General features: G+C 71.4%; 24 protein-coding genes. 14 read left to right on the forward strand and 10 right to left on the reverse strand.

The genetic code is table 11. The features are described 5' to 3' along the window. The first annotated feature begins 3 nt into the window (after nt 1-3). From DEIMA_RS07175 to DEIMA_RS07190, 4 genes are all read left to right on the forward strand, one after another. On the forward strand, nt 4-2,535 hold the full coding sequence (locus DEIMA_RS07175; RefSeq protein WP_013556568.1) for a U32 family peptidase: 2,532 nt from the start codon (nt 4-6) through the stop codon (nt 2,533-2,535). Between the two features lie 74 nt (nt 2,536-2,609). Next, on the forward strand, nt 2,610-2,813 hold the full coding sequence (locus tag DEIMA_RS07180) for a hypothetical protein (protein ID WP_013556569.1): 204 nt from the start codon (nt 2,610-2,612) through the stop codon (nt 2,811-2,813). 57 nt (nt 2,814-2,870) lie between these two features. Next, nucleotides 2,871-3,614: a ZIP family metal transporter gene (locus DEIMA_RS07185; RefSeq protein ID WP_013556570.1), complete on the forward strand. Its 744-nt coding sequence runs from the start codon at nt 2,871-2,873 to the stop codon at nt 3,612-3,614. Between the two features lie 164 nt (nt 3,615-3,778). Continuing rightward, on the forward strand, nt 3,779-4,294 hold the full coding sequence (locus DEIMA_RS07190) for a DUF402 domain-containing protein (RefSeq protein WP_013556571.1): 516 nt from the start codon (nt 3,779-3,781) through the stop codon (nt 4,292-4,294). A 12-nt stretch (nt 4,295-4,306) separates the two neighbouring features. Here DEIMA_RS07190 and DEIMA_RS07195 read toward each other — a convergent pair whose 3' ends face one another. Further along, nucleotides 4,307-4,954, reverse strand: coding sequence for a response regulator (locus DEIMA_RS07195; protein ID WP_013556572.1), 648 nt, complete (start codon nt 4,952-4,954; stop codon nt 4,307-4,309). Next, complete coding sequence (locus DEIMA_RS18850; protein ID WP_013556573.1) at nt 4,951-6,555, reverse strand: ATP-binding protein; 1,605 nt, start codon at nt 6,553-6,555, stop codon at nt 4,951-4,953. The genes DEIMA_RS07195 and DEIMA_RS18850 overlap by 4 nt, the downstream gene beginning before the upstream one ends. Before the next feature lie 284 nt (nt 6,556-6,839). Between DEIMA_RS18850 and DEIMA_RS07205 the strand changes: the two genes are divergently transcribed. Beyond that, nucleotides 6,840-8,153, forward strand: a complete 1,314-nt coding sequence (locus tag DEIMA_RS07205; protein WP_013556574.1) for a dicarboxylate/amino acid:cation symporter — start codon at nt 6,840-6,842, stop codon at nt 8,151-8,153. A 127-nt stretch (nt 8,154-8,280) separates the two neighbouring features. Continuing rightward, a complete protein-coding gene (locus DEIMA_RS18225; RefSeq protein WP_013556575.1) occupies nt 8,281-8,430 on the forward strand; it encodes a hypothetical protein in 150 nt (49 codons plus the stop codon). 47 nt (nt 8,431-8,477) lie between these two features. On the opposite strand, the gene DEIMA_RS07210 is transcribed toward DEIMA_RS18225, so the two are convergent. Further along, the gene (locus DEIMA_RS07210) at nt 8,478-8,987 is read right to left on the reverse strand and encodes a PaaI family thioesterase (protein ID WP_013556576.1); all 510 of its coding nucleotides are present in this window, start codon (nt 8,985-8,987) and stop codon (nt 8,478-8,480) included. 111 nt (nt 8,988-9,098) lie between these two features. Here DEIMA_RS07210 and DEIMA_RS07215 point away from each other — a divergent pair, with 111 nt between their 5' ends. After that, nucleotides 9,099-9,878 carry an ABC transporter ATP-binding protein gene (locus DEIMA_RS07215; RefSeq protein ID WP_013556577.1) on the forward strand — a complete coding sequence of 260 codons (780 nt, stop codon included), beginning with the start codon at nt 9,099-9,101 and terminating at the stop codon, nt 9,876-9,878. Beyond that, entirely contained in the window at nt 9,875-11,539 is a 1,665-nt protein-coding gene (locus DEIMA_RS07220) for a putative ABC transporter permease subunit (protein WP_013556578.1), read from the forward strand. Before DEIMA_RS07215 ends, DEIMA_RS07220 begins: the two co-directional genes overlap by 4 nt. A 3-nt stretch (nt 11,540-11,542) precedes the next feature. On the opposite strand, the gene DEIMA_RS07225 is transcribed toward DEIMA_RS07220, so the two are convergent. Then, nucleotides 11,543-12,970, reverse strand: coding sequence for an MFS transporter (locus DEIMA_RS07225; protein WP_013556579.1), 1,428 nt, complete (start codon nt 12,968-12,970; stop codon nt 11,543-11,545). A gap of 141 nt (nt 12,971-13,111) precedes the next feature. Here DEIMA_RS07225 and DEIMA_RS07230 point away from each other — a divergent pair, with 141 nt between their 5' ends. Further along, a complete protein-coding gene (locus DEIMA_RS07230) occupies nt 13,112-14,011 on the forward strand; it encodes a LysR family transcriptional regulator (RefSeq protein WP_013556580.1) in 900 nt (299 codons plus the stop codon). Between the two features lie 35 nt (nt 14,012-14,046). Here DEIMA_RS07230 and DEIMA_RS07235 read toward each other — a convergent pair whose 3' ends face one another. Further along, a complete protein-coding gene (locus DEIMA_RS07235; RefSeq protein WP_013556581.1) occupies nt 14,047-14,406 on the reverse strand; it encodes a cyclic-phosphate processing receiver domain-containing protein in 360 nt (119 codons plus the stop codon). 77 nt (nt 14,407-14,483) lie between these two features. On the opposite strand from DEIMA_RS07235, the gene DEIMA_RS07240 reads away from it, so the two are divergent. Continuing rightward, on the forward strand, nt 14,484-14,903 hold the full coding sequence (locus DEIMA_RS07240; RefSeq protein WP_013556582.1) for a hypothetical protein: 420 nt from the start codon (nt 14,484-14,486) through the stop codon (nt 14,901-14,903). A gap of 45 nt (nt 14,904-14,948) precedes the next feature. Here DEIMA_RS07240 and DEIMA_RS07245 read toward each other — a convergent pair whose 3' ends face one another. Continuing rightward, a complete protein-coding gene (locus tag DEIMA_RS07245; protein ID WP_013556583.1) occupies nt 14,949-16,082 on the reverse strand; it encodes a type IV pilus twitching motility protein PilT in 1,134 nt (377 codons plus the stop codon). Nucleotides 16,083-16,301: 219 nt separating this feature from the next. Between DEIMA_RS07245 and DEIMA_RS07250 the strand changes: the two genes are divergently transcribed. Beyond that, nucleotides 16,302-16,583 (forward strand): hypothetical protein, encoded by a 282-nt coding sequence (locus tag DEIMA_RS07250; RefSeq protein ID WP_013556584.1) that lies wholly within the window; start codon nt 16,302-16,304, stop codon nt 16,581-16,583. Between the two features lie 30 nt (nt 16,584-16,613). Here DEIMA_RS07250 and DEIMA_RS07255 read toward each other — a convergent pair whose 3' ends face one another. After that, nucleotides 16,614-17,000 carry a hypothetical protein gene (locus DEIMA_RS07255; protein ID WP_013556585.1) on the reverse strand — a complete coding sequence of 129 codons (387 nt, stop codon included), beginning with the start codon at nt 16,998-17,000 and terminating at the stop codon, nt 16,614-16,616. Nucleotides 17,001-17,079: 79 nt separating this feature from the next. After that, entirely contained in the window at nt 17,080-17,598 is a 519-nt protein-coding gene (locus DEIMA_RS07260; protein ID WP_013556586.1) for a DinB family protein, read from the reverse strand. An 88-nt stretch (nt 17,599-17,686) separates the two neighbouring features. On the opposite strand from DEIMA_RS07260, the gene DEIMA_RS07265 reads away from it, so the two are divergent. Beyond that, nucleotides 17,687-17,878, forward strand: a complete 192-nt coding sequence (locus tag DEIMA_RS07265; protein WP_013556587.1) for a hypothetical protein — start codon at nt 17,687-17,689, stop codon at nt 17,876-17,878. 12 nt (nt 17,879-17,890) lie between these two features. On the opposite strand, the gene ruvA is transcribed toward DEIMA_RS07265, so the two are convergent. Both ruvA and DEIMA_RS16865 read right to left on the reverse strand, forming a co-directional pair. Beyond that, on the reverse strand, nt 17,891-18,484 hold the full coding sequence (gene ruvA / locus DEIMA_RS07270; RefSeq protein WP_043816544.1) for a Holliday junction branch migration protein RuvA: 594 nt from the start codon (nt 18,482-18,484) through the stop codon (nt 17,891-17,893). Nucleotides 18,485-18,568: 84 nt separating this feature from the next. Next, nucleotides 18,569-20,566 (reverse strand): ATP-binding protein, encoded by a 1,998-nt coding sequence (locus DEIMA_RS16865; RefSeq protein WP_013556589.1) that lies wholly within the window; start codon nt 20,564-20,566, stop codon nt 18,569-18,571. Between the two features lie 232 nt (nt 20,567-20,798). On the opposite strand from DEIMA_RS16865, the gene lepB reads away from it, so the two are divergent. Together lepB and DEIMA_RS07285 are read left to right on the forward strand one after the other, a co-directional pair. Next, nucleotides 20,799-21,398, forward strand: coding sequence for a signal peptidase I (gene lepB, locus DEIMA_RS07280; RefSeq protein WP_013556590.1), 600 nt, complete (start codon nt 20,799-20,801; stop codon nt 21,396-21,398). A gap of 67 nt (nt 21,399-21,465) precedes the next feature. Beyond that, nucleotides 21,466-21,978, forward strand: coding sequence for a hypothetical protein (locus DEIMA_RS07285; RefSeq protein ID WP_013556591.1), 513 nt, complete (start codon nt 21,466-21,468; stop codon nt 21,976-21,978). The last annotated feature ends 159 nt before the right edge of the window (nt 21,979-22,137 follow it).

The following is a 22,137-nucleotide window of genomic DNA, read 5'->3' on the forward strand; positions in this document are numbered from 1 at the left end:
GTTATGGCGCGTGAACGAGTGAAACCTGAAGTCATGAGTCCGGTCGGCGGCTGGCCGCAACTGCGAGCGGCGGTGGAAGCCGGCGCGGACGCCGTGTTCTTCGGCCTCGACGCTTTCCACGCCCGCGCGAAGGTCGGCTTCTCCACCGAAGAACTCCCCGACATCATGCGGGCCCTGCACGAACGCGGCGTGATGGGCTTCGTGACCTTCAACGTCCTGATCTTCGACCGCGAACTCCGCGACGCGGAACGGCAGATCATCCGCATGGCCGAAGCGGGCGTGGACGCCCTGATCGTGCAGGACGCCGGCGTCGCGAAACTCGCGCATGAGATCTGCCCGGACCTGCACATCCACGGCAGCACCCAGATGAGCATCACCAGTGCCGAAGGGGCGGAACTCGCGCGGCGCTTCGGCGCGAACCGTGTCGTGCTCGGCCGCGAACTGAGCCTGCGCGACATCGAACGCATCGCGAACACCACCGACATGGAGCTCGAAACGTTCGTGCACGGCGCGCTGTGCGTCAGCTACAGCGGGCAGTGCTTCAGCAGCGAGGCGTGGGGCGGGCGCAGCGCGAACCGCGGGCAGTGCGCGCAGGCCTGCCGCCTCCCGTACGACCTGCTGGTGGACGGCGTGCACCGCGACCTCGGCGACGCCCGCTACCTGCTGTCCCCCGGCGACCTGTACGCCCTGCACCAGGTGCCGGACCTCGTGCGCATCGGCGTGAACTGCCTCAAGATCGAGGGCCGCTACAAGGACGCCGAGTTCGTGGGTCTCACCACGCAGGCGTACCGCAAGGCCGTCGATGAGGCGTGGGCGGACCAGCCGCTCAGCGTCACCCCCAGCGAGGAGCGCGACCTGGAGCAGGCGTACTCGCGCGGGCTCGGGCCGCACTTCATGAGCGGCACGAACCACCAGACCGTCGTGCGCGGCCGCGCGCCCCGCCACCGCGGCGTGCGCGTCGGCACGGTCACCGAGGTGACCCGCCAGGGCGTGAAGGTGGACCTCGCCGGCATTCCCGTGAAGCCCGGTGACGGCCTCGTGTTCGACGCTGCCGACTGGCGCAGCCCCGGCGAAAAAGAAGAGGGCGGGTTCCTGTACGAGGTGTTCACCCCGGGCGGCAAGGTTGAGGAGGCCGCGAGCGGCACGGTTGAGTTGCGCTTCGGGCGCGGCGCCGTGAACGGCAGTCGCATCCGCCCCGGCGACTGGGTGTGGCGCACGCACGACCCTACCCTCGCCGCGCGCGTGAAACCCCTCGTGGACGCCGCCGACCCCATCTACACGCGCCCCATCCAGATGCACTTCACGGGCGCGGTAGGGGAGAACCCCACCCTCAGCGTGCAGGACGAACACTGGAACACCGTCATCATCACCGGCGCGGTGCCCGTGCAGAGCGCCCGCAACCGCGCCATGGACGAAGCGAGCCTGCGCGACCAGCTCGGCAAGCTCGGCGGCACCCCCTATCACCTCGAGGACTTCACCGCCGACCTGACCGGCGCCGGCTTCCTGCCGCTCGGCGAACTGAACGCCCTGCGCCGCGAGGCCGTCCGGCAGCTCACCGAGGCGCGCGGGCAGGCCCCGGAGCGCCGCATCCACCCCAAACTCGACGAGGCCCTGCGCGCCCAGGCCACGCCCGCTCCCGCCGCGACCACGGACGCCCCCCGCCTGCACCTGCTCGTCCGCACGCCCGAACAGCTGGACGCCGCCATCGAGGCGCGCCCGGCCAGCATCACCCTCGACTACCTCGAACTGTACGGCCTGAAACCCAGCGTCGAGCGCGTCCGCGAGGCGGGCATTCCCGTGCGCGTCGCCAGCCCGCGCATCCTGAAACCCACCGAGCAGAACCTCAAGAAGTTCCTGCTCGGCCTGAACGCCAGCATCCTCGTGCGCAGCGGCGGCCTGCTCGAAGACCTGCAGAAAGCCGGCAACCGCCCGGAGCTCACCGGCGACTTCAGCCTGAACACCGCCAACGTCCTCACCGCCCGCGAACTGCTCCACCTCGGCCTGAACCGCGTGACCCCCACCCACGACCTGAACGCCGCGCAGGTCGAGGAACTCGCCGGGCTGGTCGGCGCGGACCGCCTGGAAGTCATCGCGTACCAGCACCTCCCGGTGTTCCACACCGAGCACTGCGTGTTCTGCCGCTTCCTGTCCGACGGCACCGACTACACCACCTGCGGGCACCCCTGCGAAAGCCACCGCGTGCAACTCCGCGACGAAAAAGGTCGCGCGCATCCCGTCATGGCCGACGTCGGCTGCCGCAACACCGTGTTCGAGGGGCGCGCGCAGACTGCCACGCGGCACCTCGACGCGTGGCTCACCGCGGGCCTGCGCGACCTGCGCCTCGAATTCGTGCACGAAAGTGCGGACGATGTGCGCGCCGTAGTCGCCGCCTTCCGCGCGTTCCTGAACACCGACATCGGCATGCCGGAACTCGACGCGCGCCTCGCCGCCGTCAACGACGCGCAGGGCGTCACCGAAGGCAGCCTGTTCGTGCCCGCCGACTTCGACACCCTCCCGCAGCTCACCATCGCCTGACCGGGCGCGGCGTGGGGCGTGGGCATATTCGCCCACGCCCCACGCCCCACGCCGTTTGACCGTACAGTCCACGCATGCCGTACCGCCCCACCCTGCACCGCGCCCTGTGGACCGCCGCTGCCGGCGCGTGCCTGCTCGCCATGTTCGGCGTGGCGCTGTGGACGTACCTGATCTTCAACAGCGGGCAGGCCGTCCCGCTGCCCGGCATCGCCGCCGAACTGCTGCTCACGGCCCTCCTGACCGGCTGCAACCGCGCGCTGCGCCGCAGTGTCCGCTAGACGCAACGTCAACGCTCTCCCAAGGCGCGCGCCGCGCCCGGTGCCTAGCATGACGGCATGCCAGGATTCCTGAACGCCGGCCTGTGGGGCCTGCTGGGCGGCGCGGCCCTTATCCTCGGCGCGCTCGCGGGCCTGTACCTGAAGCTCAGCAAACGCGTGATCTCCTCGGTCATGGCGGTCGGCGCGGGCGTCTTGGTGTCCGCCGTCGCGTTCGACCTGATGGACGAGGCCTTCCACGAGGGCGGCTTCGACGCGGCCGCCATCGGTCTCACGCTCGGCGCGGTCGTGTACTTCGTCGCGGACCTCCTCGTGAACCGCGCGGGCGCTCACCACCGCAAACGCTCCCAGGACCAGCAGGACACCAGCGCGGAGGGCGGCTCCGCCATCTTCCTCGGGGCGCTCCTGGACGGCATTCCTGAATCGCTCGCCATCGGCGTGAGCCTGCTGGGCGGCGCGGGCGTCAGCTGGGTGTTCGTGGCCGCCGTGTTCCTCAGCAACGTCCCCGAGGGCCTCAGCGGCGCGGCCGGGATGCGCCGCGCCGGACGCTCGACCCGCTACGTCCTGGGACTGTGGATCGCCGTGATGATCGCGTCCGGCGTGGCCGCCGCCCTCGGGTACGTGCTGCTGCGCGGCGTGGACCCTGACATCATCGCGGGCATTCAGGCGTTCGCGGCGGGCGCCGTGCTCGCCATGCTGGCGAGCACCATGATGCCCGAGGCGTACGAGGAGGGCGGCCCGCTGGTCGGGCTGCTCACGGCCCTCGGGTTCCTGCTGGCATTCGTGCTCGGCAAGCTCGATTGAAGCCCGCCGTACACTCCCGCCCTGACAAACCTCAGGTGCTGACACGGCGCAAACCACAGGCACCCCGATCAGGAGCGGCAATCCCGTCAAGTCACTGCAGACCGCATGAGACGGGCTGCGGAATTGCTCACCGCACACCCACAACGGCCACTTTATGCTTGAGCATGGCGGCCCACCCCGTGAAAACCGAGCGGCACGACACGGTCCGGTACGAACACCACACCAACACCGGCACCCGCCGCGTGAGCATCTACCGTGAAACGCCCGGCGGCCTGTACGTCGCCCGGCCGTTCATGAACCACCCCCGCATCCGGCACTGGCAGGCGCACCTGCTGCCCGACCTGGGCGTTCAGGTGTGCCGCTACGACTTCCACGGCGAACGCGAACACGACTACTACCTGGACGTCGCCACCATCACCCGCGACGGGCACGTCTGGACCGTCCGCGACTACTACCTCGACATCACCGTCTGGGACGGCCTGGCCGCCAACATCCTCGACACCGACGAACTGAACGCCGCGCACGACGAAGGGCTCCTGGGCGCGCGCGAGTACGCGCAGGCGGTCGGCAGCGCCCACCGCACCCTCAACGCTCTCGCCGCGCACGGCTACCGCGTGAACGACTGGCTCGCCGGGCACGGCCTGACCCTCCACTGGGACGCCGAAACCGCCAACGCCTGAGGGTGCCGGAGCTCAGGCCCGGCGGTAACGTTTCGTGGGGCGCCCCACGGGGGCCCGCTCCGTGTCCATGACCAGCTCCCCACCCTCCACGAGGTGCTCCAGGTAGCGCCACGCCGTCACGCGGCTGAGCTGCACGGCCGCGCCCACCTCCGCGGCCGTGCGCGCCGCGCCGTCCATGAGGGCCGCGCGGACGCGCGCGAGCGTCTCAGCGTCCAGGCCCGGCGGGGCGGACGGCGGCGCGCCGAACAGCGCGTCCAGCCGCGCCTGCCCCAGTGTCGCCTGACGCCGCGCGTCCGCCCGTTCCCGCGCCCGCCCGAGCGCCACCTGCAGCCGCGCCGGTTCCACCGGTTTCACGAGGTAATCCACCGCGCCCGCCGCGAGCGCGTCCTGCACGTTTCCCAGGTCGTTCGCGGCTGTCACCAGGATGCTGTCCACGTGGCTGCCCCGCGCCCGCAGCGCGCGCAGCACGTCCAGGCCCCGACCATCCGGCAGGTACACGTCCAGCAGCAGCAGGTCCGGGTGCAGCGCCGTCACCATCGCCTCCGCCACGGCGACGCTCTCCGCGCGCCCCACCACCTTGAAGCCCGGCGTGCGTTCCACGAACGCCCAGTGCAGCCGCGCGATGTCCGCGTCGTCCTCCACGATCAGCACACGAATCATGCGTCCTCCCGGAATGGCAGCGTCAGCGTGAACACCGTCATCCCTGCACGCCGGTCGTACGCGAGCGTCCCCCCGAGCGCCGCCGCGCGGTCCCGCACGAGCGCGAGCCCCACGCCCCGCCCGGCGCCCTTGCTGCTGACCCCCCGCGTCCCCAGGTGCGCCTGCACGGTCGGCGGAACGCCCGGGCCGTTGTCCTGCACCTCCACCTGCACGCCTTCCGGGTCCGCCGCGACAAGCAGGCGCACCCGCGCGCCGTGCACGCCCAGCGTCGCATCGAACGCGTTCTGCACGAGGTTCCCGACGGCCAGCTCCACGGCGTCCAGCGTCGCGGCGTCCACGCCCTCCGGCAGCGCCGACAGCGGATCGAGCGTGAGCGTCACGCCCAGCTCCTCGGCCCGCTCGAACTTCCCGAGCAGCAGCGCCATCAGGTGCAGGTGCCGGAGCGGCACCACCGCGTCGCGTCGCGCAGACTGCCGCCGCTCCCGCTCGTAGATCAGGCTCAGGGCCGCGTCCACCTCCCCGAGGTGCAGCAGGCCCGCGAGGGTATGCAGGCGGTTCGTGAACTCGTGCGTCTGCGCGCGCAGCAGTTCCGCGTACCGCTGCGCCTGCGTCAGCTCATCCGCGAGCGCCCGCACGCGCGCGTGGTCCCGCAGCGTCACCACGCGCGCGCCGTCCGGCGCGACGCGCACGTTCGCGAGGACCGGCACGCCCCGCACGCTCAGCGGCACGTTGTCGTGCGCGCCGTGCCGCCACGCGCGCACGTCCACGTCCGGCAACAGCGCCGCGAGCGGCACCGGCAGCGCCCCCGGCGGGCCGCCCACCAGCTGCGCCGCTTGCGGGTTCAGGTAATGCACCATGTCGCCGCGCAGCACCACCACGCCCTCCTCCAGCGCGTGCAGGACGGTGCGGTACTGCACGGCGACGCTGGCGATCTGCTCCGGTTCCAGCCCGAACATCTCGCGGCGCACTCCCAGGCTCAGCGCGTGCGCGCCCAGCAGCGCCAGCACCATGATGCCCGCGTACCACGGCGCGCCCGCCCGCACGACGTCCCAGAACACGTCCCGCAGCCGCGGCAGCAGGAACCCCACGCTCGCCAGGCCCACGACGCGTCCGTCCGCGCTCCACACCGGCACCTTCGCGCGCACGGACATGCCGAGCGTGCCGAGGACCGTCTCGGTCACGCTGCGGCCCGCGCGGAAGCTCGTGAAGTCCCCGCCCACCATGCGTTCCCCGAGGCGGTCCGCTTCCGGGTGCGCGACCCGCACGCCCCGCACGTCCGTGACGACCACGTAGTCCGCGCCGAGCTGCGTGCGGAGCGCGTTCGCGAGCGGGTTCACGCGCGCGACCACGTGCACGCCGTCCGTGAGGGCCGCGCGCACGACCGCCTGCGCTGCCACCACCTGCGACTCCCGCAGCGCCCGCTCCGCGTACCCCCGGTGGATGCTCGCCTGCAGCGTCGCGCTCGCCACCCACGCGAGCGGCGCGGCCGCCGCCACGAAGAACGCCAGCAGCCACGCGAATGCGCGCGTCTGCACGCGCCAGCGCCGCGCGGGCGCGGGCAGCACCACTTCCGACGCGAACGGACGCCGACTGGGGGACATCCACCCAGTAAAGCAGATGCGCGCCCACCCCGGGTTTCGTGCGCGCCACGAACGAAACCCCACCCTGGGCTGCCGCGCACGAAGCCGCTTTTTTCGCGTGTGGTACGCGCGGGGCGGGCGGAGGGCGCGGCGCGCGTGCCGGGGGCTCTGGCGGGTCCCGCCGGCCCTTGCCATGCTGGGCCTCACCACCGAACACCCGTTCGACCACGCGCGCGCCGGCCACACGCCCCGCGTGAAAACGCGCCGTGCCTCTTCCCGCCGCTCCCTTCCCGAAAGGACCGCCCATGCCCCGACTCTTCCGCAGCTTGTACGTTCAGGTGCTGATCGCCATCGCGCTCGGCATTCTGCTCGGGCACTTCGCTCCGAAACTTGGCGAGGGCCTCAAACCCCTCGGCGACGGGTTCATCAAGCTGATCAAGATGCTGATCAGCCCCATTATCTTCGCGACGGTCGTCAGCGGCATCGCGCACATGCGCGACACGAAAAAGATCGGCCGGGTCGGCGGCAAGGCCCTGATCTATTTCGAGGTGGTCACCACCGCCGCGCTGCTCATCGGTCTGCTCGTCGTGAACGTCCTGCAGCCCGGGCGCGGCATGAACATCGACCCAGCGTCGCTCGACACCAGCGGCATCACCAAGTACACCGAGGCCGCCGGCGAGCAGAGCGTCGCGGACTTCGTGCTGCACGTCATCCCGGACACGTTCGTCAGCGCGTTCACGTCCGGGGACCTGCTGCAGGTCCTGCTGGTCGCCATCCTGTTCGGGTTCGCGCTCACGCGCCTCGGCGAGCTCGGTGAACGCCTCCTGCGCGGCATCGACGCCATCAACACGGCGGTCTTCACGGTCCTCGGGTTCGTGATGCGTCTCGCGCCCATCGGCGCGTTCGGCGCGATGGCCTTCACCATCGGGAAGTACGGCGTGGGGTCGTTGCAGCAGCTCGCGGCGCTGATGATCGCCTTCTACCTCACGTGCGTGCTGTTCATCGTGGTGGTGCTCGGCAGCATCGCGCGCGCCGCCGGGTTCAACCTGTTCCGGTTCATCCGCTACATCAAGGAAGAATTGCTGCTGGTGCTCGGCACCAGCAGCAGCGAGAGCGCCCTGCCGCGTCTCATCACGAAGCTCGAGGACGCCGGCGCCGCCCGGCCCGTCGTGGGCCTCGTCGTGCCCGCCGGGTATTCCTTCAACCTGGACGGCACCAGCATCTACCTCACTATGGCGGCGGTGTTCATCGCGCAGGCCACGAACACGCCCCTGACGCTCAGCCACCAGCTGGGCCTGATCCTGATTCTGCTGCTCACCAGCAAGGGCGCCGCGGGCGTCACGGGCAGCGGCTTCATCACGCTCGCGGCGACGCTCGCGGCGGTCGGCACGGTGCCCGTGGCGGGCCTCGCGCTGATTCTCGGGATCGACCGGTTCATGAGCGAGGCGCGCGCCCTGACGAACTTCATCGGGAACGGCGTGGCCGCGCTCGTCATCGCCCGCAGCGAGGGCGCCCTGGACGACGCGCGCCTGCAGGCCGCGCTGAGCGGCCACCCGCAGCCCGGCCGCCTGAGCGCCGCCGAGCAGGCCGGTGAGGACCGCGCGCTGTCCGCCGACTGAACAGTACCCGGGCCGGTCGCCGCACTCTGTGGTGCAGCGACCGGCCCTCTTGGCGGCGCGGGCGTACCTGAACCCTTCCCCAATGGAGCCTCAGCGTCCCGCGCATGTGGGTGCGTACAGTGACCGTATGACTCAATATGATGACGCCGGAAGCGCCGAGGCGCGCAGCGAAATCGTCCTGAGCGACACCGACGAGAATGAGACGCCCACCGATCACGAGATGCGCCTCGCGGAGCACGACCCGCCCCGCCCCGAACCCGAGGACGAAGACGCCTGACCCACGCGCGAGCGGCCCCACTGCAGGGGCCGCTCGCGCGCTGCCGGTCAGGCGCGGTCCGGGCGCAGGATCAGGCAGGTGGTGGTGGCGTGCGCGTACAGCTTGCCGCGCTCGTCCACGAGGCGCGCCTCGGCGGTGGCGACCTGCCGGGACACGCTGATCACCTCCGCGACCGCCATGACCTGCGGCGTGCCGACCAGCAGGGGCCGCAGGTACTTCACGGCGAGGTCGACGGTGGTGTAGCCGACGCCCGCGTGGAGTTTGGTGTGGATGGCGCAGCCGAGCGCGGAGTCGAGCAGGGTGGCGTACACGCCGCCGTGGACGCTGCCGATGGGGTTGTAGTGGTACTCCTGGGGCGTCATGCGGAACGTGACGCGGCCGTCCTGGATGTCGTCCTCGGTCAGGAGGCTGAAGTCGAGGGCGCGGGCGATGGGTGGGGGTGGGTAGTCGCCTCGGGCCATGCCGCGCAGGTAGTCGAGGCCGCTGAGGTGACGTGCGGCGGTCGCGCCGATGGTGGGGTCGTCCCAGGTGAAGGTGCGGGTGCGTTCGGTGGTCATGTGGAGCCTCCCTGGCAAAATCATAGACCGAGTTCAAAAATTACGGGGAGTGGCGTTCTGTGCAATCCCGTAAGTCCAGGGCCACACCCGCCCCCCTACACTGACCGCATCGTGATCGAGGTCCAGCACTACCACAAGCAGTTCGGCCGCCACACCGCCGTGCGCGACCTCAGCTTCACCGTCCGCCCCGGCGAACTGTTCGGCCTGCTCGGCCCCAACGGCGCCGGCAAGACCACCACCATCCGCGCCATCGTCGGCCTCACCCGCCCCACCAGCGGCACCGTCCGCGTCGCCGGGCACGACGTCTGGCGCGACCCGGAGCGCGCCAAACGCAGCTTCGGGTACATCCCCGACCGCCCCTACCTGTACGGCAAACTCACTGGCCGTGAACTCCTGCGCTTCATCGCCGACCTGCACCGCCTCGACCCCGCCCAGGCCGACCGCGACATCGAACGCTGGCTGGACTTCTTCGCCCTCGAGCACTTCGGCAACGAACTCACCGAAACGTACTCGCACGGCATGCGCCAGAAACTCACCATCATCACCGCTCTGCTGCCCGAACCCCCCGTCCTGATCGTCGACGAACCCATGGTCGGCCTTGACCCCAAAGCCGCGAAGCAGGTCCGCGAACTCTTCCAGGACTACGCCGACCGCGGCCGGACCGTCCTGCTCACCACCCACAGCCTCCCCCTCGCCGAAGCCGTCGCCGGGCGCATCTGCGTGCTCGACCGAGGCCGCGTCCTCGGCCTCGGCACCCTCGACGAACTCCGCAACCAGACCGGCACGCACGCCGGCGGCGTCGACGGCGACAGCCTGGAACGCATCTTCTTCCGCCTCGTGGAGGAGGAAGCCGCCGAGCGCGAACGCGCGCGCGCCGAGGCGGACACGTGACCCGGAACGCCAGCATCCTCGGCCTCAAGCTCCGCGCGCTGCGCAACACCCTCGTGCGCGGCCCGAAAATCGCGTACGCCCTGCTGGCCCTGCTCGGCGCGCTCCTCGTGTGCGCCGAGGTGTACGGCACGTGGCGCGCCCTGAACTTCCTTGGCGGGTTCGGCAGCATCGGCGTGAGCGTCTTCCAGCGCGTCCTGGAAACGGGCCTGATCGTCCTCACGAGCGGCGTCACGTTCACCGCCACCACCACCGCCATTAACACCCTGTACCTCAGCGACGACCTAAACTTCCTGCTCACGCAGCCGCTCCCCGCGCGCCGCGTATTCGCCGTGAAGGTCACCGAGACGTTCCTGAACGCCGCCGCCGTGCCGTTCGCGCTCACCATTCCGATCCTGCTCACGCTCGGCGCGTGGCTGCACGCGCCCGCCTGGTTCTACCCGCTCGCGCTGCTGTGCGCACTCCTCGTGTACGCCCTGCCCGTCGGCCTCGGCGCGATCCTCGCGGTGGTCCTCATGCGCGTCGCGCCGCTCGGCCGCGTCCGCGAGGTCGCCACCGCCCTCGGCGTCATCATCAGCGCCGCCCTCGTGTACGTCATCCGGGCCGCCCGGCCGGAACAGTTCCTCGCGCAACTCCAGAATCCCGAACAGTTCGAGCGGCTCCTGCAGCAGTTCGCCAGCCCCACCAACCCCCTGCTGCCGCCCGCGTGGGCCGCGCAGGTCGTGTGGGCCGGCGCGAACGGCCACGCCAGCGGCGCTCTGCTGCCCCTCGCGGCGCTCGCCGCGCTGCTGCTCGGCGTGGCCACGCTGCTCGCCACGCACGCGTACCAGGCCGGGTGGGCGCGCGGCCTGGAAAGCAGCCGCGTCCGCCCGGGCGGCCCACCCCGGACTGCCAGCCGCCTGGAACGCCTGTACGCCCGCCTCGGCCCCGGCGGCACCCTCGCGTACAAGGACCTGCGCACCACCCTGCGCGACCCGACGCAGTGGTCGCAGCTCCTGATTCTCGTGGCGCTTGCCGGCGTGTACCTCGTCAGCATCCGCTCCGTACCGCTGCCGCCCGTCCCGCAATTCCAGAACATCGTCGGGTACGTGCAGCTCGCCTTCCAGGGGTTCGTGATCGCCGGCGTCGGCGTGCGCCTCGCGTTTCCCGCCGTCAGCCAGGAGGGCCGCGGGTACTGGCTACTGCGCACCAACGCCCTGAGCGCCCGTACGGTCGTGCTCAGCAAGTTCCTTGGGGTACTGCCAGTCACGCTGCTGCTCGCCCTCGTCCTCGCGGTGCTCAGCGCGGGCTTCCTGGCGCTCTCGCCGGTCGTGATGTTCGCGTCCGTGCTGGTGGCCGTCAGCAACGCGCTCGCCATGACCGCCCTCGGGGTGGGCCTGGGCGCCGCCGCGCCACGCTTCACCGCCGACAACCCCAGCGAGATCGGCCTGAGCCCCAGCGGCCTCGCGTACATGGGCCTGAGCCTCGTGTACAGCGTCGTCCTGCTGCTGATCCTCGCGCGGCCGACGTACCTGTCCATCAGCTTCCCTGACCAGTACCCGGGCCTCGCGTACCTCGCCACGCTCCCAGGCGCGCTCGCGCTGGCGCTGCTGCTGACCGTCACGGTCGGGGTCACGTGGGGGGCGCTCGCGTACGGCTGGCGCAACCTCGACCGGCACGAGTGACGCTCAGCGCCGCGGACGCTTCGCGGCGCTGGCGCCCTCTGCCGCGGCTGCGCGCGCCGCACCGCCCCCGCTGAGCACCGCCACGCCCAGCGCCACGAGCGCCAGCCCCGCCGCCACCCCGAACGTGACCCGCAGGCCCTGCGCGACCTGACCTGCAGTAGCGCCCCCCGCGGACGCCCACGCGAACACTGCGCCCATCACAGCCGCGCCCGTCATCAACCCCAGGTTCCTCGCTAGGTTCAGCACGCCGGACGTCACGCCCCGCTGCGCCGCGGGCACGCCGGTCATGACCGCCGTATTGTTGCCCACCTGGAACAGCGCGTACCCGGCCGTCAGCAGCACGAGCGGCGCCGCGTACCCCACGACACCCAGGTTCATGGGGAGGGCCAGCAGAACGCACCCACCCAGCACGCCCAGCAGGCCACGCCGCGACGCGCGCGCCGCCCCGAGGCGCTCCACGGTACGCCCGGCCGGAAGGCCCATCAGGGCCGCCGTGATCGGCCCGCACGACAGCACCAGCCCGGCGCGAGCGGCGTCGAGCGCGAGGGCGCCGGACAGGTAGAACGGGCCGACCACCAGCGTCGCCATCAGGACCGTCGTGACGAGGGCGCTCATGAGCACGCCCGCGCTCAGTGACCCGCTGCGGAACAGCGCCAGCGGCACGAGCGGGGCGGGCGCGCGCGCCTCCACACGCACGAACACCCCCACGCCGACCCCCGCCGCGAACAGGAGGCCCACCTTCACGCCGAGCGGAGTGCCCGTCGTTACGGCCAGCGCGTACGCCGCAAGGGTGGCGGCCAACACGGCCGCCCCCAGGACATCCGGCGCCGCCCGGCCCGGCTGACCCCCCGCGCTGCGCGGCAGGAACCGGAACGCGAGCAGCAGGGTGAGCAGGCCCAGCGGGACATTCACGAGGAACACCGCGCGCCACCCGGCCGCGGCGATCAGCGCGCCGCCCAGCGCGGGACCGAGCGCCGTCCCGACCGCCGACATGGTGCCGAGCAGCCCCATGGCCCGCCCGGTCCGCGCTGCAGGGACGACCTCGCTTACCAGCGCCAGCGTGAGCGCCGTCATGATGGCCGCGCCCACCCCCTGCGCCGCCCGGCTGACGATCAGCGCGCCGAGCGTGCCCGACGCCCCGCACAGCCCCGAAGCGGCCGTGAACCCGGCAACGCCCACGAGAAACGAGAACCGTCGGCCCACCCGGTCCGCCACGCGGCCCGCCACGACGACGAGCGCCGTCACGGCCAGCAGGTACGCCAGCACGACCCACTGCACGTGCGCGAACGGCGCGCCGAACGCGCGGCTGAGCGCGGGAAGGGCCATGGTCGCGCTGCTGGTCCCCAGCGAGGACAGCAGCGTGGCCAGCGCGAGCGCCCCCAGCGCCAGGGGCGCCGGCGACCGGGAGGGCAGGGCAGGGGAGAACGTCATAGGAACCTCCGAACCGGGGGATGAAATGGCGCCGGCGCCAGCGCCCCTGAAGCGTACGCCGCCCGCTGATCGGGCGGAAGACGCACGAATTGCACAGCATCTGTGCACGTGACGCCCTATACCGCGCGGTAGGGTCTGCGCATGGCCACGCCCGACCTCAACCTGCTGCTCACGCTGGACGCCGTCCTCACCGAAGGCAGCGTGACGCGCGCCGCCGAGCGGCTGCACCTCAGCCCGTCCGCCATGAGCCGCGCGCTCGCGCGGCTACGTGACACCACCGGCGACCCGCTGCTCGTCCGGGCGGGACGCGGCCTGGTGCCCACACCCCGCGCCCTCGAACTGCGCGAACGCGTCACGCGACTCGTGCAGGAGGCCGAGGACGTCCTGCGCCCGTCGTCAGCCCTCGACCTGCCGACCCTCGCACGAACATTCACGGTCCGCGCCCGTACGGGCTTCGTGGAGAACTTCGGCGCGGCGCTGCTCGCCCGCGTCCGCGCACAGGCGCCCGGCGTGCGGCTCCGCTTCGTGCCGAAAGAGAACCGGGCGAGCACGGCGCTGCGCGACGCCACCGCCGACGTGGAGGTCGGCGTGGTGGGGCACAGCACCAGCCCGGAAGTGCGCGTCCACGCGCTGTTCCGCGACCGGTTCGTGGGCGTCGTGCGCGCCGGGCACGCCCTCAGTCACGGCGAGGTCACCCCGGCCCGGTACGTGCACGGGGCGCACGTCAGCGTGTCCCGGCGCGGCCAGGAGCGCGGGCCCATCGACGACGCCCTGGCGGCGCTCGGGCTGGACCGGGAGGTCGCCGTGGTGGTCAGCGAGTTCTCCACGGCGCTCGCGCTGACGCGCGCCACCGACCTGATCGCCACCGTGCCGGAACGGCAGACCGGGCACCTGCGCGCCGGCCTGCACAGCTTCGCCGTACCGCACCTCACGCCGGAGGTGACGGTGTCGCTGCTGTGGCACCCCCGCATGGACGCCGACCCGGCCCACCGCTGGTTCCGCCAGCTGATCGGGCAGGTCTGCGCGCCCCCGGCGTCCTGACGGACCGCGGCCCGCAGGGGCCGCGCCGCCGGTGGTCAGGGTCGGCGTTTGAACGCGACGTACCCGTCCAGCACACCCCGGATGTTCGCCGCGCCCACCGGGTTCCGGGAATGCACCTGATACCGCAGCTGCAGGAGGTCCACGGCGCCGTCTAGGTCCTGTTCCACCAGCCACCGGGCGAGGCCGTGCCCGTCACCGCACTCTGGCGGGCCGTAATCGTGATCGAAGCTGATCACGTCCGGCAGGCCGCGCGCCCGGATCAGCGCCTCCGCTGCCGACTGCGTGCGCGCCACCACCCACGGGCCGTCCGCGTCCACCCGTTCGCCCGCCGCGCGCAGGTGCACGAGGAACGCCGGGTCCCGCTCGTCATCCACGAACAACTTCCAGCCACTCACCCCCCGAGTCTGGCACGGTGAAGACCCCTGAAGCGAAACCGCACGGACGGCCCGCGCAGCCCTGCTGCACTGACCTCATGCCACTGACGCACTGGTCGACCGTGACGCTGACCGCAGCGGTGCTGGGCGTCGGCACCGCTGGCGCCCTGATCGGGACGCTGCGGGCTGTGCTGCTGGACGGCCCGGGCCGATGGTCCATGCTCACGTGGACGCCGTACGTCCTGATGCCGCTGCTGCTCCTGACCGGCCTGTCGTTCCTGCTGGGCCGCGCCGTGCCGAGCGTGCGGCGCGCGTCCACGTTCGCGCTGCTCGGGTCGGCCGTGCTGGGTGCCGCGTACACCGTCGTGGGCCTCGACCCCCGCTACAACGAGGACGCGAACATCGGTCTGGGCCTGTACACGCTGCTTGGGTGGCTGTTCCCGCTTGGCCCGGCGTACCTGCTGGCGCTCGGCGGGGCGCTGCTGCTGCCGGGCGTCCGCACACCCGCCCTGAAATAAGTGCAGGCGGGCGCCACGCGCCCGCCTCGTGGGGGTGCCGGCGCGTCAGGCGGTGGCGGTGCCTTCGGCGGCGTTCTCCTCGGCCTCGTCCCGCGCGAGCAGCTCGCGTTCGCTCAGGCCGGCGCGCATCAGCAGCGTCCTCAGGTCGGTGGGGCTGGTCGCGGCGAGCAGCGCGTCCTGGTAGCGGATGGTGTCCGCCTCCACCAGTTTCACGAGGTGCTGCTCGAAGGTCTGCATGCCGACCGCGCTGCCTTCGATCATCGCCTCGCGGATGAGGGGGGTTTTCTCCTCCTCTTTGAGCTGGTCGCGCACGAGGGGCGTCCCGATCAGGATCTCCAGGCCCGCCACGCGCCCGCCGTCCTTGCGGGGCAGCAGCCGCTGACTCATGATGCCCACGAGACTCTCCGCGAGGCCCAGGCGAATCTGGTCACGCTCGTGCGGCTGGAAGAAGTCGATGACGCGGTTCACGGTGCGCACGGCGTCTTGCGTGTGCAGCGTGCTGAGCACCAGGTGGCCGGTCTGCGCGGCGCTGAGGGCCGCCTCGACGGTTTCCTTGTCGCGCATCTCGCCGATCAGGATCACGTCCGGGTCCTGACGCAGGGCGGCGCGCAGCGCCTTCGCGAACGTCTTGGTGTCCGCGCCGAGCTCCCGCTGCGCGATGAGGCTGCGCTTGTTCGGGTGCAGGATCTCGATGGGGTCCTCGATGGTGATGATGTTCAGGTCGTCGTGCCCGTTGATGTAGTCGATCAGACTGGCGAGCGTGGTGGTCTTGCCGCTGCCGGTCGGGCCGGTCACGAGGATCAGGCCGCGCTCCTGCGCCGCGAAGTACTCCATGACCTGCTCCGGCAACCCGAGCACGCGGAAATCCGGGATGTTGTTCTTGATGACGCGCAGCACCAGCGCCGCACTGCCACGCTGGAAGAACGCGTTCACGCGGAACCGCGCAACGTGATCGATGGCGTACGCGAAGTCCGCCTCGAGTTCCTGCTCGAAGTCCTCCATGCTGATGGTGCCGGGCAGCATTTCCGCGAGGATGTCGCGGACGTTCATGCGGGTGAGCGGCGGGGAGTCCATGCGGACGATGCGGCCACCCTGGCGGTAGCAGGGCGGGCTGCCCACGCGAATGTGAATGTCGGAGGCGCCTTCTCGCACCAGCATTGTCAGCAGTTCCTGAACCATGTGCCGTGATCTTAGCGGGGGGGACGTGTGCGATTCTGTGCGGTTTGCGTGACGGACGCGCAGTACAGTGAAGGAAACCTCAACTTTGGCTTCACGTGCGTGCTGCGTGAGCGTTGTTCACGCCCGGGTCATCTGCCTCAGGTGCTTCGCCGTACCGTAAGGGCACCCACCCCGCTCACACGGGCCCCTCTTCATACGCCCCCTCAGGAGGCCGTCGTCATGCGCCTAATCAAACCCAGCAGCCTCGTCGAGTACCGCGACCCGCAAGGCCGCGACTTCGATTGCCTCGCCGAAGTGTGGCGCTCCAGCGACGAACGCCGCGCCATCGTGGTCCTGCGGGACCTGCCGGGCGCGGGCACCAGTGAGCACGCGAAGCTCGCGCTGGCGCGCCTGCAGGAGGCGTGGCTGCCGTTCATCGCGCCGCACGCGCACGTACAGGTCCTGATGATGCGCCCCGGGCACGGACGCGGCAAAGTCCGCGCACGTGTCCTCGCCGCCTGAGCGGTCACGCCCTACCCCCCAGGGCGGGCTTCACTCCAGGACGTACCGAACGCCCGACTCGAACTGCACGCCGTCCACGTCCGTGCGGGCCAGAACAACGTTCCGGCGCCACGGCACCCAGTCGGTCACGCCGTCGGCGCTGCGCAGGAACCCGCGCAGCCCCACTTCCGCGTACCGCAGCGTGCCGCCCTCCAGGCCGGCGCGGAGCAGCGCGCGCGTCGCGTCCGCGTCGAGCGGGCCGGTCACGCGCGCGCTCCGCACCGTCTCCCCGCCGTACAGGTCTATGCGGCCCGTCCAGCCGCGCAGCGCGTGCCTCGCCTGCTCGGGCGTGAGCGTCCCCGTGAACGCGAGGTGCGCGTCCAGCTCGAACCCGCGCGTGCCTTTGACGGTGCTGCTTCCGGTCGGTTCACTGTTCATGCGCTCAGGCTAATACGGAATGCGTCCGCCGGACGGCGGCCCGGACACGCACCGTTCCGGCGCCCTGCCCGGGCGGTGCTCAGGCGCCGAACGCGCCCTCCAGCTGCTTGCGGTGATGACGCGTGTGGAACGCCGCCATGCGCAGCCACCCGAGCGCGTCCAGCTGCCCGAACGCCGGGTGCGGGAATGTGCGCGCGGGGTCCGTGGTGTCCACGCTCCCCACTGCGCCGTGCAGCTGCTCGTTCGCAGCGGCCCAGCGCGCCTCCAGTTCAACGGCGGGAAGGTTCTCGCCGGGCTGCAGGGGCGCCGGCGCCTGTACCCGGCCGTCCACGACGGCGGCCGGCGTGTCCGGGTAGGCACTCAGGTCCCGGTCGGACGCGAGCAGCCGCAGCACCCGCGCGACGCTCGCGTTCACGAGCGCTACGTGTTCCGTGAGCTGCGCGGCGCTCCATGGGCGGCCCGGCAGGGGCTCGTCGAGCGGGCGGGCATGCGCCGCGAGTGCCGCCTGGTACGCCGTGAGTTCGTGTTGCAGGCGCGCGCGCGCGAGGTCGGGCGTGGCGCCGAAGGCCACCAGAAACGCCGGGTCGTGAAGAGGCATGCCTGAGGGTACCGTCCTGGCGGACTTTCTGAGTGGGCCTTTACGCGAAGCGCAGGCTTCTCGCGCGCGTCCCCCCTAGCATGCCCGCATGACCGGATCGCCCCCCCCTGACCCCACCGAACGGCGCGCGTGGCTGATCGATTCGGCCCTCGCCGCGGTCTTCACGGGCGTGACGTGGCGGCTGGCGTGGCGCACGACCGTGACCTGGCCGCTGGACCTCGCGCTGAGCGTCCTGACGTTCGTGGCGGTGCTGCTGCTCCTGCGGGCCCTGCGCACCTGATGGGCGCGCTGGTCAGCGCAGACGCCCGAGGCTCTTGCGGATCAGCTGGTCTGCCGTGGCGTTCGGGTCGGCGCTCAGCAGTTCGCTGATGACCGCGCGCACCTGCGCTTCCCGGAACCCCAGCGCCAGCAGCGCCTCGACGGCGTCCTGCCCGACTGTGCTGTTCACGACCGGGGCGGTGGTCCGCCCGCTGGCCGCGGCGAGGTGCTCCGGCACCTTGTTCTGCAGTTCCAGCACCAGCCGCTCCGCGGTCTTCTTGCCGACGCCGCTGACGCTCGCGAGCAGTTTGCTGTCCGACCCCAGAATGCCCCCCGCGATGACGTGCGGTGGCATGGCGCTCAGCAGGGCGAGGCCCAGTTTCGGGCCGACGCCGGTGACGCTGGTGAGCAGGTCGAACAGGCGGATGCTGTCCTGGTCCTGGAATCCGTACAGCGTCCAGGCGTCCTCGCGGACGACCATGCGGGTGTGCAGTTCGGCGGTGTCGTTCACGCGGAGTTTCGCGAGGGTCGGGGCGGGGCACAGCACCTCGTACCCGACACCGCCCGCGACAATCACCGCGGACGTGTCGCGCACGTCTCGGACAGTTCCGGTCAGGTAGGCGATCACGCCCGGCATTGTAGCAACCCCACCCCCGCGCGATCTGTCATGGACAGAACGAGTGGGGGTGGTGGGCCCCCGCCGGCTGAACGCTCAGGCGGGCAGGCTGAACCAGAAGGTTGCGCCCTCACCCAGGCGCCCCTCCGCCCCCGTGCGCCCCTCATGACGCGCCACGACGCGCCGCACGTTCGCCAGGCCCACCCCCACACCCTCGAACTCATCCTCGCGGTGCAGGCGCTGGAACGCCCCGAACAGGCGGTCCGCGTACTGCGGATCGAAGCCCACGCCGTTATCCCGCACGCTGACCGTCCACATGCCCGCGTCCAGCTCCGCGCGCACCTCAATGCGCGCCTCCTCACGGGTCCGCGTGTACTTGAGGGCGTTCGACAGCAGGTTCACGAACACCTGACGCAGCATCGCCTGATCACCCTGGACGGTCGGCAGGGAGCCCACCGTCCAGTGCACCGTCCGCCCCTGCTGCTCCGGCGCGAGGTTCGCGCGGACCTCCTCCACGAGCTGTCCGAGCGGCACCGCCTGCCGCTGCATGGTCGCCCGCGACGCCCGCGCGAACGCCAGCAGTTCCTCGATCAGCGTGTTCATGCGCGCCGCGCTGCTCTCGATCACGTCGAGGTGCGTGGCCGCCCGCGGGCTCAGCGTGTCGCTCAGCTGCCGGCGCAGCAGCCCCACGAACCCCTGAATGTGGCGCAGCGGCGTGCGCAGGTCATGCGATACGCTGTAACTGAACGCCTCCAGTTCCTGATTGGCGTCCTGCAGCGCGCGCGCTGCCGCTTCCAGCTCGTGCGTCCGGGCGCGCACGCGCGCCTCCAGCTCCTCATTCAGGTCGCGCAGGGCCGCTTCCGCCTCGTGGCGGGCAGTGACGTCCACGCCCGTCACGACCGCGAACGCCGGCGTGCCGTCCACGTCATGAATCAGCGCGGACGAATAGCTGACGTACCCGCGCGTGCCGTCGCCGCGCAGCATCTCGACTTCCTCGTTCTCCACCGTCTGGCCGGTCGTGACGGTGCGCGCCAGCGGCCAGTCCAGCCCCTCGTACCGCCGCCCGTCCGGGTGGAAGCCCATGTACTCGCTGTACTCGTCGATGCCGCCGGCCGGCAGGAAGTCGCGGCGCAGGATGCGCCCGATCGCGTCGTTTCCGGTGATGAGGCGCCCGCTCGGCACCTCCGCCACCCAGATCGCCACGGGCATCTGCGCGAGAATCAACGCCAGTCGCTCCCGCTCCACCTTCAGGGCCGCGAGGGTCGCCTCGCGCTCGTCACTGAGCTGCGCGCGCGCGAGGGCCTGCGCGAGCTGCCCCGCGAGTGACGCCGCGAAGTCCCGTTCAGCCTCGTTGAAGGTGCGGTCCGTGCTGAACTGCAGCAGCAGCACCCCCAGCGTCTGGGCGTTCACGACCAGCGGCAGCGCCGCCACCGCCCGCGCGCCCTCCAGTTCCGGGTCCAGCGCGTTCAGGTCCGCGGCGCGCAGGAACACGGGCGCGCCCGCACGGAACGCCCGCGTGGCGGGCGCGAGCGTCTCGGGAGGCAGGGCGGCGTCCTCGCCCACGGCCGCACCGAGACTGTGCAGCACGGTCAGCGAGTCGGCGCCGGGCACCAGCACCGCGCCGCCGCTCGCTTCCAGGGCGGGCAGGCCCGTGCGGAGCGCCGCCTCGGCCACCGCCCAGGTGCTCGGCGCGCCCGCGAGCGCCCGCGTCACGTCCAGCAGCCGCTCACGCCGCTCGTCCGCCAGGCGGCGCTCCGTGATGTCCCGGAAGTGCACGGCAATGCCGTCGTCGTGCGGAAAGGCGCGGACCTCCACCCACACGCCCAGCGCGGGGTAGTGCGCGTCGAACTCCGCCACCTCGCGGGTGTTCATGACGGCGTGATAGTGCGGGTGCAGCGCGGTGCTGAGCGCCTCCGGGAAACATTCCCAGAGCACGCGGCCCAGCAAGACCGGCGGGGTGGTGCCCATGATGGCGGCGGCATGATGATTGACGAACGTGAAGCGCCAGTGGGCGTCCACGGCGAAAAACGGGTCCAGGAGGCCGTCCAGCAGGGCGTAGAGGTTGGCGGTTCGGGGGGAAAGGTCAGTGGTCACAGCGCAACTCGTCGGAACAACGTCTTCAGCGTACGGGTCCGTCTCACCATAACCTTCAACATCGCAACAATCTGAACGGACGCTCAACGTTCCCCTCACTCACCCGGCGGCCCGCAGCGCTCCCGCCCGGGGTACAGAACCCACGAGCACGCCCTCAGCCCCCTGCTCGGGCCGCCGCCGACCCGGACAGCGGCCCCGCGCGCAGAGCCGTCCGGCGCACTAACATGACCGCGTGCCCCACCCCGCTCACTCGCCGCCCGCCCGCAGCACGCTCCGGCGCGTCTGGCGCGAATGGGTCCTGGGCGCCATCCTGCCAGTCTGGTTGGTGACGACCTTCCTGTTCACGTTCGCGCGCGTGGACGGCGCCAGCATGCAGCCCACCCTCCACACGGGCGAGGTGCTGCTGCTCCTCAAGTACCCCCGCTGGGCGCGCGCCTGGCACCTCAGCGGCGCGTTTCCCCGGCGCGGCGACATCATCGTGTTCAAAGGGCCCGCCGACAGCCCGTACAGCACCGAACCCGGACCGTTCGGGCGTCCGCACCGCCCCTACCTCGTGAAACGCGTCGTGGGCCTCCCCGGCGACACCGTGGACGTCGAGGACGGCACCGTCCACGTCAACGGCCACGCGCTCCGTGAACCGTACGCGAGCGGCCCGACCGAGCAGGACCACGCGCCCGTGCGGGTGCCCGCCGGCCACGTGTACGTCCTCGGGGACAACCGCATCATCGGCGAGAGCGTCGACTCGCGGCTGTTCGGCCCCGTGGACCTGCGTGACGTTGCCGGGCCTGTGCCGCTGCGCCTGTGGCCGCCCGCACGCCTGACCACCCGCTGACGCGCAGCGCACCCGAATTCACGCTCGATGAGCGCGCCGCTCATGCGCGTACGGTAGCGTGCCGGGCATGAAACACGCCCTCACCCTGGCCGCCCTGACCTTCGCCGCCGCTCCTGCGCTCGCCCAGGCGCAAGGCTACGTCCGCGTGCAGGACGCGAAACTGCCGTTCAGCGTCGACCTGCCTAAGGGCTGGGTCGGCCTGAAAACCAATGACGGCCTCGCCGGCATCACCGCCGCGAGCGCCGCGAAACCGCCCGCCGCGATGATCCGCCTGATCTTCATTCCCAAGAACGGCAAGACCGTGAACCTGCCCGTGGAACTCGCCGCGTTCGAGAAGTCCGTGCAGGCCGACGGCACCAAGCTCAGCCGCCTGACCGAGAAGTCCGTCGCTTACGGCGGCGTGAGCGGCATCGAACGCACGTACAACATGACCATCAAAGGCCAGGCGTACAAAATGCGCCTGTGGTTCGGGAACGGCGCGAAGAACTTCTACAGCTTCCAGCACATCAACACGACCGCCGGGTATGCCAAGACCGACCCGGCCTTCACGCGCGCCCTCACCAGCCTCAAGTTCAGGTGAATCCCGCAGCTGGAACCGGCGGGGCGGCCCGCCGGTTCTGTGCTGACGCGGGGTGCCGCGCCTCCGGGGTGCATCACACCCCCATCATGAGTGTGCGGCATACTGAGGAAGATTGACCGGCGCGCGGCGCGGCTACGGGGGAGTGCCCCTCGGGCGACA

Source organism: Deinococcus maricopensis DSM 21211, assembly GCF_000186385.1.
In the GTDB taxonomy this organism is placed as follows: Bacteria; Deinococcota; Deinococci; order Deinococcales; family Deinococcaceae; genus Deinococcus_B; species Deinococcus_B maricopensis.